This window comes from Sphingobacterium sp. GW821-FHT03E03, assembly GCF_059420745.1.
In genome coordinates, this window is sequence record NZ_JBWKUH010000020.1 from 38,007 (window position 1) to 51,174 (window position 13,168).

At 43.4% G+C, this 13,168-nt stretch carries 9 protein-coding genes; 1 reads left to right on the plus strand and 8 read right to left on the minus strand.

Going from position 1 to position 13,168, the window contains the following annotated elements:
• Positions 1-103: 103 nt before the first annotated feature.
• The 5 genes from AC07UV_RS18950 to AC07UV_RS18970 form a co-directional block, all read right to left on the minus strand.
• Positions 104-1,474, minus strand: coding sequence for an MBL fold metallo-hydrolase RNA specificity domain-containing protein (locus AC07UV_RS18950; protein ID WP_495184883.1), 1,371 nt, complete (start codon positions 1,472-1,474; stop codon positions 104-106).
• 102 nt (positions 1,475-1,576) lie between these two features.
• Positions 1,577-2,005 (minus strand): Hsp20/alpha crystallin family protein, encoded by a 429-nt coding sequence (locus AC07UV_RS18955; protein ID WP_495184884.1) that lies wholly within the window; start codon positions 2,003-2,005, stop codon positions 1,577-1,579.
• Between the two features lie 168 nt (positions 2,006-2,173).
• On the minus strand, positions 2,174-3,553 hold the full coding sequence (locus AC07UV_RS18960) for a L,D-transpeptidase family protein (protein ID WP_495184885.1): 1,380 nt from the start codon (positions 3,551-3,553) through the stop codon (positions 2,174-2,176).
• Positions 3,554-3,950: 397 nt separating this feature from the next.
• The gene (locus AC07UV_RS18965; RefSeq protein ID WP_495184886.1) at positions 3,951-4,739 is read right to left on the minus strand and encodes a GLPGLI family protein; all 789 of its coding nucleotides are present in this window, start codon (positions 4,737-4,739) and stop codon (positions 3,951-3,953) included.
• A gap of 81 nt (positions 4,740-4,820) precedes the next feature.
• Entirely contained in the window at positions 4,821-5,192 is a 372-nt protein-coding gene (locus tag AC07UV_RS18970; protein ID WP_495184887.1) for a hypothetical protein, read from the minus strand.
• A 416-nt stretch (positions 5,193-5,608) separates the two neighbouring features.
• On the opposite strand from AC07UV_RS18970, the gene AC07UV_RS18975 reads away from it, so the two are divergent.
• Positions 5,609-7,972, plus strand: coding sequence for a beta-L-arabinofuranosidase domain-containing protein (locus AC07UV_RS18975; protein WP_495184888.1), 2,364 nt, complete (start codon positions 5,609-5,611; stop codon positions 7,970-7,972).
• 5 nt (positions 7,973-7,977) lie between these two features.
• Here AC07UV_RS18975 and AC07UV_RS18980 read toward each other — a convergent pair whose 3' ends face one another.
• The 3 genes from AC07UV_RS18980 to AC07UV_RS18990 are packed head-to-tail and all read right to left on the minus strand — an operon-like array spanning position 7,978 to position 13,161.
• On the minus strand, positions 7,978-10,479 hold the full coding sequence (locus tag AC07UV_RS18980; protein ID WP_495184889.1) for a glycoside hydrolase family 2 TIM barrel-domain containing protein: 2,502 nt from the start codon (positions 10,477-10,479) through the stop codon (positions 7,978-7,980).
• A 33-nt stretch (positions 10,480-10,512) separates the two neighbouring features.
• Entirely contained in the window at positions 10,513-12,426 is a 1,914-nt protein-coding gene (locus tag AC07UV_RS18985) for a glycoside hydrolase family 43 protein (protein ID WP_495184890.1), read from the minus strand.
• A 57-nt stretch (positions 12,427-12,483) separates the two neighbouring features.
• On the minus strand, positions 12,484-13,161 hold the full coding sequence (locus tag AC07UV_RS18990) for a DUF3823 domain-containing protein (RefSeq protein ID WP_495184891.1): 678 nt from the start codon (positions 13,159-13,161) through the stop codon (positions 12,484-12,486).
• Positions 13,162-13,168: the final 7 nt, after the last annotated feature.

Sequence of the window (13,168 nt, forward strand, 5' to 3'; positions counted from 1 at the left end):
TTATCTACTGACTGTATAAGAAACACTATTTTACAGAATATGTTCTCCAAAATTTTACTTTTATAAATTGGATGTTAACTAGTCATAACGTGAATCTGGTAAATTATGTGAGTGCAAATTGCTCATCTTTGACTAAAATTTTAACGGGTATTTCTAGTTCTGTTTGGATCTTTACGCGTAATGCTTCCAATGCACATGATTCGCCATGTACCAGCATGATCTGTTGGGGAGGAGTTTTATATTTTCTGATCCATTCCACTAATTCATACTGGTCAGCGTGCGCTGATAATCCTGTCAATTCTACGATATTTGCTTTTACGGGGTAGTAGCTGCCATGAATCTTCAACTCGTGAGCTCCATTTAACAAAGCCCTGCCGCGCGTACCTTCTGCCTGAAACCCTACAATCAATACTGTGTTCCGACTGTCTCCTATATCATGTTTCAAGTATTCAAGCACCCGTCCCCCTGTGATCATACCACTACCTGCAATAATGATTTTACTCGTTTTATCCTGAATGATCTCCACTGTATTAATATAATCTCTGTTAATTTCAATACTTTCAACAATTTTCAGCCATTCTCTTTTATCAACATTGGTATATTCGGCATAATCAACCATGATAGCTGTGGCAGTAGCAGCCATAGGACTATCCAGGATTATCGGTAGATTGTGCGGGATTTTGTTCTGTTCCTTTAAGCGAAAGAGCATATAGATAAGTTCTTGTGCCCTACCAACTGCAAAACTTGGAATAATAATGTTTCCGTGATTTTTAACCGTAAGGTTGATCCAATGTTCCAGACTATCATACAAATCTGTCTTGTCGTGCAATCTGTCACCATAAGTAGACTCCATGACCAAGAAATCCGCTTCGGTAAAGAAATCACGGATAGGTAGAATTTCGCTATGGTTTCGTCCAATATCACCTGAGAAGACGATCGTTTTGTCAAAGCATGTAATTGCCACCGAGCAGGCGCCAATGATATGGCCGCAAGGCTTAAACTGACATTGAATGTGACCGCTTAGCTTAATATCGGTATTTTCCTGAACAGTATAAAAATGCTCGAAAGCGCGTTCGGTATCCACTTTAGTGTATAAAGGCTTTGCAGGATGATGTTTGGTATAATGATGCTGATTAGCCTTTTTCGCATCCTCTTCCTGTAACTTCGCGCTATCAAGCAAGATCAATTTTGTCAGTTCCGCGGTAGGCTCAGTCATATAGATCTTACCTCTAAATCCATTTTTCACGAGTAGAGGGAGATAACCGCAATGATCCAGATGGGCATGGGTAAGAATGACCAGGTCAATTTCTCCTATCGGAATATTTAAGGATTCCCAATTTTGTTCACGTAAGGATTTAATTCCTTGAAATAAGCCACAATCGACTAATATGTTGAGTTCGGGAGTTTTTAATAAATGCTTTGATCCGGTCACTGTTCCGGCCCCTCCGAGAGATTTTATAAAAATAGTTTCCATTTTCATCTTTTTAATGAAACTCATGCTTATCCGGCAATGTATTTTTTTAAAAGAAAACTCTTAAATGCTCGCCAGAGCGTTATGAATGCCACGAAGTTATATTTATCGTACTTTGATGTCTTTTACCTCTTGTTCCTCTGGATTAGTTTTATTAATGGTGATGTTTAGCAGCCCATCTTTGTAAGTGGCTTTTATGTTGTCCAGGGTAACATTATCTGGTAAGTGGAAGCTACGGGAGAATGAATTGGCGGAGAATTCTTTCCTTACATAATTTTCATTTTCTTCTTTCTTTTCAACACTGTGCTCTGCACTAATGATCAGTGACCGATCTTCGACGGCCACCCTAAAATCTCTCTTTTTAAATCCTGGAGCTGAAACTCTGAGTTTATAAACCCCATTTTTTTCAATGATATTTATGGTTGGTTCCATTTTTTCCAGTGCACCGGTAAGTTCGTCTTTACTCCAAAAATCTTCTATCTGCGATACAAGTGAAGATTGAACTAGTTGATCAGGGGTTTCTGTGGTTTTCATAATGAATTTATTTAATGGTTTGATACCCTAAAGTTAGATCTATAATAATTTTTACATCATGATCACCGCTATTCTTTACGATGATCCTTATCACTTTTCGCTAAGCAGTAAACATTTTATTTTAAACACATCTAACATGAGCGGCGATACTATGCTGTCCTGATGTCATTATTTATTTTGATTAAATTTGTTTTCCAGTGATTTGTCAAATTGGTAAATATCAGTGTACAAAGTCGGCTTTCCGTTTTTTATAAGGCAGGTCAAGTAAGTTATTATAATCGGCACGGGCTGGCTCAGCACAAAATCTTTCTTTTCGTAAGACAGTACTGCGTTTTCCAACGCTGAAATTTTGTATTCTGAACCATCATATGATAATAGCATAGCGGCAAGGCGATCCGCATTTTCCACACGTACACAGCCATGACTGAGCGCCCTTTTCTCGCGATCAAAAAACTGTTTCTGAGCAGTATCATGAAGGTATACGCCATAGGGATTTTGAAATCTAAATACGACGGCACCCAATGCGTTGTCCTGACCTGAGGATTGCCTTACACTATAGTTATAAGGATTGTTATTGATCTGTCTCAATTTTGATGCATTCACGATGACTTTATTGCCCGATCCGTCATAGATCGAGTAATTATGATCAGCTAGGTAGCTCCTATCTTTCAAAATTTCGGGCAGCATTTCTTTACGGAAAATACTTTGTGGAACTCGCCAGTCGGGTGCTGTTGAAAAATAATTGATTTCACTTTCCAAAACAGGTGTTTTTGATGTTGGCTTTCCTACCACAACCTTAAAGTCGGACATCTCGTCCCCTTGATGAAATTCCAGCGTATATGAAGGGATATTTACCATAATATAGTTTTCACTTTGCATGCTGATCCATCTCAGGCGTTCCATATTAATGATGATCTTACCCATTTCCGCTTGAGAAGTCATCATATTATTATCTGTGTAGGAACTATCCAGATAAGCCTGAAGATCAGTGTAAGCTTTGATCTTTGGCTGGGCATTGCGTATTGCTCCCCGAAAATCCGTCTGCAGTCTTGCTGTAGACAATATCTCATCCGCACAAAATCCATTGATCCTACTGGTATCAATACGCGACTTATGGTATAATGGATTATATTTCCCAAAGTGAAGGTCATTAATAAAGGTAATAAGGCCATCTGTCAGCAGTAGATCAAACATGCTTCTTTCCTTTTGATTCTTTTCGGAAGGAAAATCCCGCCATTGTTTTAATTTTTCAAATGAGAGGTTTTCTAAATGATAATCGGAGAGCGACAGTCCATAATGATTGGCCTGTGCCAGCATAGCGAGCGCTATTTCCGATTGATCTTGCCTTTGTCGACTATCTGTCCAATGATATCCTGAATAATTGTCCGTATAGAACCTGATAACTGATTTTGGATAATTCAGCCTGGAAAGATATATATTATCCTTTAACGCTGTTGAGATTTCTGTACCTATTTTTCCATCCTGCGCGTAGATCGCAGTGGAGAGCATAGCGAGAGAGATAAATAGGGAAATATACAACGCTTTCATGATATCTAATTTTTTTGTTTAAAATTTCGATATCCACCCATCCGTATCTCTGCATTAATCTTCGGACGGACAAACATTCGAAGTGATATAGTTAATACCCTGCAAAGTTCTGATTTATAAATCAATATAAGTTGTATAATATCAACTAATTTTTATATAATTGGTAGTAATTGTAAAGGACAGAACCTGCGGTCCCGCTTGTTTTGCAGCCAGTCGATATCGCCCCGCTCCATCCGTGAAGGTATAGGCCAATAAATTCTAATCCTGCAATAGGCGCAGCTCTACCCGTACACTGCCGACAGGCTGTCCATTGGAAGTCACCGATCCATGGACGGATAGCTGAGCCTGTGCATGTGACAAAATAATGCAGGGCCACAGGACCAAAAACAGTAGATACCTATTTATTTACGTTTTTCTGTTCCCATTCATATGCCTGCTCCACGGTGCCCCGTGCCTTGGTTCTTTCCTCGATAACAACCTCGCTGGTGGGAAATTTACTCTCCAGAATACGCTTTTTCTCTTCGGAGATTGTTTCATATTTCCTGATATATTCCTGCAGTGTCAATTTAGGCAATGCGTAGATATAGGATTCCTGTACGGGGATATCACCGGCATACGGATATCCTATTTCTTTGAGGATCCAGTAATTGGGGTTTGCGCTTTCATTATATAGCATGACGATAAGCCCCGGCAGTCCACCGAATTTATATGGCCCTATCGGTACCGGAATGCTGTTGGTATAGTAAGCGATCAGCGTAGTACCGCGATAATTCGCCGTAGCCTTATGGCATACATATTTTCCCATGGTGTCGGTACTGCTATAGTTTGTATTCCAGATCAGGTCTGGGAACTGATCCTTGACTAGATAATTGACGCCCTCCAGTGAGCGTGTTTCCAGTATTTCCTTATCGTCATTTTTTTGGATGACCACCCGTCTGAAATTTTTTCCCATGTCCAGCGATAAAGCAAATATACTTCCCGGGTCCTGATCCAGGTCATCGGCATTGGTATCCCGTGCAACGGGAAGGGAATCGCGGACAACAGTTTTTACCCCATTTTCAGCGTACACATGCTCCCGAAAGGTCGCAACCCCGGAGGGAATATATTCATAAACGGCATGCAGCTTCTGAGCCTGCACACCCCAGACCGAACATAACAATAAACAAACTAAAAAATAAGATCTCATAGCACTGAAAGATGTGAAAGTGAACCCGGAGGTCCACTTTCGGATTTAAATTTTTTGATGATTAACTTAGCAGCTAGACGATTAGTTGTAATAAGCGTTGCTACCGTAGGTATCTGTCAACAGTTCCTTCATCCGGCAGAAGAAATTACCACAGCTGGAATAATTACCACTGATCGTTACCGAACCGTCATACTGTCCACCCACGTAGTAATCAATTCGGAATGTACATCTGACTTTCGATGAATTGGCCGTCTTGATTTCCACCATCTCAATACGTCTTGTGCCGTCCGGTGAGCTGTGGACCATTTTCGGTGCTTCCTTTTTTTCGCTTACCGTTGTAACTTTAACAGCTTTGGTTTCAGCTGTTTTGTTGATAGGTGCTTTTCCTGCACCTGCAAATGCAGCTGATGACATCACCGCCACCGCTACCACACTCATGAATAGTTTTTTCATTTCATTTTGGTTTAATTTTGAACATGCTATAGAGCAGACCTACGCCCTATTTGATGATAAAAGTATGGTGTAGGATCATGCAAAAAAATGACCCTTTAATATTCGCTATGATTGCTTCACGATTCGCGATATTAATATATATATCCGTTTGGTTATAAAAATAATAATGGGATTACATGCTGCTAATAACTAAAGACCGAGATCTCTCCACTTGAATTTAAAAGAAGAATTATAGAGAGGATAATAAAAGGCTGTATTTAACCGGAAAAATAGGAAAATAATAAATGTAAAAAAAACACTTAAAAACTATTACCTAATTTATATCTTTGGTTTAACAGTACATTAGCACATCATAACCAATAACCAAATCGCTGAATAACATTATTAAGCAGCTGATTAGATACCCTGAATTTAAAATGAAATTAAACAGCCGTTTTTCCCATACGATCCTTGCATTGTTCTTTTGTTCCTCTTTATTTGCACAGGCCTCCAAAGAGCTCAATTATTTCGATCTACAGGATGTCCGATTATTACCAAGTCCCTTTTATCATGCCCAACAGCTTGATTTGCAGTATTTATTGGAGATGGACCCCGATCGTCTCCTCGCTCCATTCTTAAGGGAAGCGGGATTAGCAGTCGTTAAAGAGTCATATACCAACTGGGAAAATACGGGTTTGGACGGTCATATTGGTGGTCATTATCTTTCCGCGCTTGCCAATATGTACGCCTCTACTGGAGATCTACGTATCAAAGAACGGCTTGATTATATGATTGTAAACCTGCAGCGCTGTCAGCAGGCAAATGGAAATGGCTATATCGGCGGTGTCCCCGGTGGTAAACGTATTTGGGAAGAAATTCATGCCGGAAATATCCAATCGAGTACGTTTAGCCTGAACGGAAAGTGGGTCCCGCTTTACAATATTCATAAAACCTATGCCGGATTACGGGACGTCTACTTGCTAACTGCTGATAAAAGCGCTAAAAATATGCTTATTGAGATGACTGATTGGGCTTGCAAATTGGTTTCTCAACTGTCTGATGCACAGGTGCAGGACATGTTGCGCAGTGAACACGGTGGACTCAATGAAAGTTTTGCCGATATTGCCGCAATTACTCAAAACCCCAAATACCTGGATCTTGCGCGTAAATTCTCCCATCAGTCTATCCTGGTTCCCTTAACAAAACATCAAGATAAATTAACGGGGCTACACGCCAATACGCAGATCCCAAAAGTCCTGGGTTTCGCCCGGATTGGGGAACTCTCCAAGGATGTGGAATGGACCGGGGCCGTACGCTACTTCTGGGATAATGTGGTATTACATAGATCCATTGCCATCGGCGGAAATAGCGTCAGTGAACATTTTAATCCAACAAACGATTTCTCAAAGATGGTTCAGAGCATCGAAGGGCCCGAAACCTGTAATACCTACAATATGCTGCGGCTCACAAAAATGCTGTACCGCACAGACCCACAGGCCAAGTACATTGATTTTTACGAAAGGGCATTATACAATCATATTTTGTCGAGTCAGCATCCCGAACATGGGGGGCTTGTATACTTTACGCAGATCCGTCCTGGACATTATCGCGTCTATTCGCAACCGCAGACGAGTATGTGGTGCTGTGTTGGGTCGGGCATGGAAAACCATGCCAAGTATGGCGAAATGATTTATGCGCATAAACAGGATGACTTGTACGTCAATCTCTTTGTTCCCTCCCAATTGCATTGGAAAGAAAAGGACATCGAGATTATTCAGGACAACAACTTTCCAAAGGAAGCGTATACCTCGCTGATCATAAATTCCAAAAGAAAACGTGAATTTACACTTTATCTGCGCAGACCTAAATGGTTGAAAGATAATCCCAAAATTTCAATAAATGGAAAGCCTTATCCCGTTACGGAGTCCACGGAAACACATGTCATCATAAAACGAGTCTGGAAGCCCGGAGATCGCCTGCGTATGGAATTACCGATGGAAATCCAGACTGAACAGTTGCCTGACCAAAGCAACTATTACAGCATATCCTATGGGCCTGTTGTGCTCGCTGCACGTTCGGGAACAAGTGATCTCACAGGACTAAAGGCCGACGATAGCCGGATGGGTCATATCGCATCTGGAAAACAGATCCCTTTGCGCGATATCCCTATCCTTGTCACTGATCCTAAAGCGATCCCGACACTTATTCATCCTATCTCCGACAGACCATTGCATTTTACACTCACAGGACTTCGTCAGGGCAAAGACACGGTAAACATGGAACTTGAACCTTTCTATGGTCTTCATGATAGTAGGTATATGCTGTATTGGCCACAAACAACTGCCAGCCAACTTCAACAGCTGCAGGATAAAATTGAAAGGGATGAACGCGAAAGCCTTGCCCTCACTGCAATCACGGTGGATAAGGTGATTGCGGGTGAACAACAGCCGGAATCGGATCATTTCTTTCGGGAAGAAAATAGCAAGGCCGGGAGCACTGACGATACGCGTTGGCGTGAAACCAGCGGCTGGTTCAGTTACCAGCTAAAAAATACAGATGCTAGTGCATTATACCTGAAGTATATGACAGATACTGCGCTGCGGACCAGCGAAATCTGGATCAATGGAATCCTTGTTGAAACCCTAAAGAGCACTGATAGCAGTGCTGTTGTTAAAACCTCGCGCATAAAGCTTCCCAAAGGAAGTACCACTATGTCGACAATAGAGGTAAAAATCAAGGGGACATCAACGTCCCCCAGTCATAAAATTTTAGAAATACGGACACTCCGCTCGGATGAATAGGCCCATCAGTTAACGCTATAGGATACCGTGGCGGCTTTCAGCCAGGGTGAGGTCAGCTGAATGGTAATCTGGTCCCCCGATTTGCCCGTTGATTGCACATAAACGATCATTTTGCCTTGATGGACCCGCTGTTTATTATCCGTATAATCGCCCATATCGGCATTATTTCCGGCCTCCATACCCAATAAACGTGCATTCCCGGTAATATCGCAGGTAATTTCATCTTCTGAAAGAACCACGGGAATGCCCTTTTCATCGACAAGCTGTACCATCAGCTGCAGCAGGCCGCCCGCTTTAATCGATGGATCCCCAACAAGCACCGCCTGAATGGATGCCGGCCGTTGGCTGGATTGAATCGCATGGCGGACAACTTCTTTTCCATTGCTGTCCAGCCCGATCACTTCCAGCCTACCAGTGGCATAAGGGATATCCCAAAAGATAATTCCTGTTTTTGCATCGTATTTTTTCTCTTCACCCACGGTCTGCCCATTCAGTGTTAGTCGGGCTGCAGTACTATTGGTATAGCAGACCACCCGGATCAGCTGACCGTCCTGATAATTCCAGATTGGCCAGGCATCCATCGAGGGTTTTTCGTTTTTTCGTTGTTGCTGCTCGGTTTCCGAAGCTGACCACACATCCGTCCTCGTGGTCGCTCCTGCCAATGGATAGGTTCCCAAATAAGCCATGGGTTTTTCTGCCCACAAAGATTGGCGAAAATATCCCCTGGGTTTGATAAAGCCAGCAAAATCAAGTAAGCCCGAATAAAAACCACGCGAAGGCCAACGGCCCGATTCGCCTAGATAGTCGATCCCCGTCCACAGGAACTGTCCAAATATATGCGCATTGTCGCGTACAGCCAGCCACGCCGGAAGATCATGCCGATTTTCACTACCAAATATGACACGTGTCGGGTAACGCTGGTGGTCTTCCTGATATCGGCTCTCCGTATAATTGTATCCCGCAATATCAAGTGCTCCGGGGTAGGCCGTTTCATTGGACATCGCTACACCCGCCAGGCCTGCCGTTACCGCCCGGCTGCGATCGTATTTTTTTACCACAGCCACAAGGCGTTTGGCAATATCGCCCAAACGCATGGCATCTGGTGCATCTTTTTTATAACCCCCATAAGAGGCCTGGGTAAAACCACCTTCTTTTTTCTCGCCATTCAAAATCGGATGGGAATAGGGATCATTGGGATAATCCACTTCATTGCCTATGCTCCAGGCAAAAATCGACAGGTGATTCCGGTCCCTTTGGACCATATCGGCCAAATCCCGCTCCCCCCACTCTTCAAAAAAATCGTACGCTCCTTCAAAACCAGGTATGCCAACGTTCCAGCCCTGTTGCCACTTTCGTTTCGGAAATTCCCATTCATCAAATGCTTCATCCATGACCAACAGACCAAGCTCATCACATAAATTATAAAGTGAGGTCGCCTGTGGGTTGTGGCTCGTACGCACGGCGTTAACACCCAGTGACTTTAGCGTGAGTAAGCGACGCTTCCACACTTCGGTATAGACCTCGGCACCGAGGACACCGGCATCGTGATGCAAGCAGACACCTTTCACTTTCATCCATTGGTTGTTTAAGGCGAAGCCTTTATCCGGATCAAAGGTAAAGGTCCTAAAACCGGTCTTTACTTCAGACTGATCTATCTGTTTACCTTTTTGCCAAAGCGTCGTCCGCAATGTATATTGTATAGGCTGCGTTAAGCTCCACAGCTTTGGATTTGATGCTGTCAATTTCAGGTCTAGGCGTGCTTTATCTGCAGCAGCGATAGTAAGCTGCCCGGATTTTTTCTCAATGAGCCTGCCTTCGGCATCGATGAGCTCCTGCTGCACGGTAATTGGGCTACGCAAGGACGAACTGTTGACCACCGTAATTTCAGTATGGAGTACTCCTTTCCCACCCTTAAGTTCCGGATAGGCATATACCCCCCATTGATCCAGATGCACCTGATCGGCCTTGACGACCCAAACATCCCGATAGATGCCAGATCCAGTGTACCAGCGCGAATCCGCACTTTTGCTATGGTCGACCTTGACCGCAATGGTATTTTCCTTTCCAAATTCAATATACGGGCTGATGTCATAAGAAAATGATACATAGCCATTGGGTCGCTTACCGACAGATTTGCCGTTGACAAAAACTTCACTGCGGTTGTAAACACCTTCAAAATAAAGAAAGATCTTCTTTCCTTGGTCTTCAGCAGGTATGGACAGTTGTTTTCGGTACCAGCCTATACCCCCGGGTAAATATCCCGTGGCGCTGGCCAGGCTTGGACTCAAGGGCTGCTTCACGCCCCAGTCATGGGGTAGCCTAACCGATTTCCAGGACTGCTCGTTTATTGCTGTTGCGCTTTGTGCTGCTCCTGCGGTTTCTAACTGGAACTGCCAGTCTGCATTGATCCGCTGAGCGACACCAAAACCCGGCTGGGCGTAAACGGAGCTCAGCCCGATTAAAACTGATGCAGCAAGGATCGCTATATTTTTTATTATTATGCTCATGTTATGTAGTCGTTTAGGTTGATCTGATTGATATTAATGGGTTGGAATGACAGGTACGATCTGGCCATTTGCATCGAAATAAAGCCGATCCATGCATACTTCCCGATGGAAACCTGCTGCATCCCCCATCCTGATCCCATTTGGATAATTAAACCGATGATAGACAATATACCATTCGTCAGTTCCGGGCACCTGCAAGACCGAGTTATGACCAGTACCATAGATTCCTTTCGCCGGATCTTTTTGCAAGATCAGATTGTTCTCGGGCACCCGGATCGGACCATAGGGAGAGGTTGATGTTCCATAGCGAACCCGGTAATTTTCGCTGCGGGTATCATCTTCTGACCAGAGAAAATAGTATATTCCATTGCGAAAGATCACATATACCCCTTCACGAAATGTTTTGTCAGGCGTCAATACCTTCATTGTATTCTTTTTGATGGAGACCATATCCTTATTTAGTTCGGCAACGGCAAGGTAACCGTTCCCCCAATACAAATAACTTTTACCTGACTTGGGGTCATTGAACACCGCCGGATCGATCTCCTGCCCGCCAGTTACGCCGGGAGGTTTGAAATCGATCAACGGTGTGCCCGAGTCCTTGAATGGTCCCGTTGGCTGGTCCGCTACGGCGACACCGATTTTCTGCGCCGCCGTAAAATAGTAGTAATATTTATAGTCGCCTTTGACTTTTTTCTCGGTGATCGTTGGTGCCCATGCATGTCGTGGTCCCCAGGGAACCTCTTTTTTAAGATCTAGGATGACACCCTCATCCTTCCAATGGATAAGATCGGCCGAAGAAAAGGTCTTAAAATAGTAGCCGCCCCAGCCATCAAATCCATCACTTGTTGGATAGATATAATATCTTTTGGTTTTGTTGGCGTAAAGAATATCGGGATCTGCATAAAAGCCGTCCAGAATTGGGTTCTTTTTCAACGCAAGCGGTATATCCTTGGGTTTGCCCCAATGAGACGTCAACTGGGTCAGCTCATCTCTGGAAAGGGGTATGATGGTTCCATGACGGGGATGAAAATCCATATCAATCTCTTGGTCGATCACTTTAAAACGATCGAGATCATCGGAAACACAGAATTGGTATTTTCCCTTACCATACACATCATACATCAGGATATATTGATCCGACTGATTTCGCTTGAAGACGCTTGATCCCTCTACGGCATCCTTTGTTTGCTGCTTATACCCCACTTGTTCGATCCATTTTCCCGAAGTCAGGGAATCGGTCATGGCAAGTTTGATCCCGTTGCCGTGACCTTCCGTTTTGTAGAAGAGGTAAAACAGGCCATTCTTTTCGATAATATCGCCATCAATACAGGATTTACCGTTTTTAGGTACGAAGAGCACTTTTGGCTCGGTTTCAAAATCGGTAAAATCTTTATTGGCATAGGCATAATAAATGATATCCGGACCATTCCCATGCTGCATGGACCAATAGACCATATATTTTCCTGCTGCCGAATCAAAAATGGTCTGTGGCGCCCATACACGCTTCAGATCTTCCTGCCCAGTGAATCGCTGCTGGAAATCGATGGCCTGATGCGACCAGTGCAGCAGATCCTGCGATTTTAGCAGGACCATACCGCGATTGGAATCCCAGCCTTTGAAGGAGGTCATATCGGTCAGTACCATATAGAATGTCTTTCCATCCTCAGCACGGAGAATATGCGGATCCCTGACACCTCCGGTTTTACTGATGGTCTTCGAATCCAGTACCGGACGATTACCGTTCAACGCACGGTAGGTATAACCATCGGTACTAATGGCAAAACAGACAGCTTCATCTGCCACAGCATTGCCCTTAAAATAAGCAAATAAATAACCGGCAAAATCCTTTTCGGTCGGCCCATTGCGATAGGCCTGTGCATAAATATAACAGGTAACATGTACTAAAAACAAGGTAAGGAGGAGGAGAATAATATTTTTTTTCATTCAGATTTATCTTGGATAATTAAAGCATTAAGTTCGGCAATTTTCTGATCAGCATACTTATTTTAAGGCGATCTTTTGAATTTGTGTATAATAATATTCGTTGGACACCGTTGATTTGACACCTATGCGGGCAAATACGTAATCCAGGTTTTTCAGATTGTCCGGTAAGGTAGCCAGGATGCTGACCGGCTGCCCAAAGCTGATCAACGACAGATTTGCATCCACCCGTAATTCCTGCTGTCCCTGATCCGTCAGTATAGACTTTCCGAGATATAGACGAACAAATTGAAGGTTCGCCGTATTTACAATTTTATTGACTGTAAAATTCGCGGTTATGCCCTTATCATTTTGCTGAAAAGAAGGATTGCTAATCGTAAAATAAGGCATGACAGGTACGTCCAGGTGCGTATTCCCTTTTACCTGAACCAGTATCGTATCGGCAGCCTGCTGCAACCAGGGAGAATCTCCTTTTCGGACCAGTTTGTATGTGCCGTCGAATAAACTGGCCGCGAAGCTGCCATCCTGATTTAAGAAAACAGGTATATAGGAGCGCAAGGGAAAACCATCTTGCCATAACTCAAGTTGTGGTCCGTTATTTCTGACACCGACAGGTGCACCTTCATAAACGATGCGGCCCGAAAGTGTTGATTTGGGGGCTTCATAATTATCATATTCACATCCTACAAAAAGTAGGCTTATACAAGCTAATAGAGAGCTTAATAGTTTCATTTTCATCGTACGA

Bases quoted from the DNA above. Each gene is read 5' to 3' on its own strand.
- AC07UV_RS18965 (WP_495184886.1), bottom strand. From the start codon at position 4,739: ATGAGATCTTATTTTTTAGTTTGTTTATTGTTATGTTCGGTCTGGGGT.
- AC07UV_RS18985 (WP_495184890.1), bottom strand. From the start codon at position 12,426: ATGAAAAAAAATATTATTCTCCTCCTCCTTACCTTGTTTTTAGTACAT.
- AC07UV_RS18970 (WP_495184887.1), bottom strand. From the start codon at position 5,192: ATGAAAAAACTATTCATGAGTGTGGTAGCGGTGGCGGTGATGTCATCA.
- AC07UV_RS18950 (WP_495184883.1), bottom strand. From the start codon at position 1,474: ATGGAAACTATTTTTATAAAATCTCTCGGAGGGGCCGGAACAGTGACC.
- AC07UV_RS18960 (WP_495184885.1), bottom strand. From the start codon at position 3,553: ATGAAAGCGTTGTATATTTCCCTATTTATCTCTCTCGCTATGCTCTCC.
- AC07UV_RS18955 (WP_495184884.1), bottom strand. From the start codon at position 2,005: ATGAAAACCACAGAAACCCCTGATCAACTAGTTCAATCTTCACTTGTA.
- AC07UV_RS18980 (WP_495184889.1), bottom strand. From the start codon at position 10,479: ATGAGCATAATAATAAAAAATATAGCGATCCTTGCTGCATCAGTTTTA.
- AC07UV_RS18990 (WP_495184891.1), bottom strand. From the start codon at position 13,161: ATGAAAATGAAACTATTAAGCTCTCTATTAGCTTGTATAAGCCTACTT.
- AC07UV_RS18975 (WP_495184888.1), top strand. From the start codon at position 5,609: ATGAAATTAAACAGCCGTTTTTCCCATACGATCCTTGCATTGTTCTTT.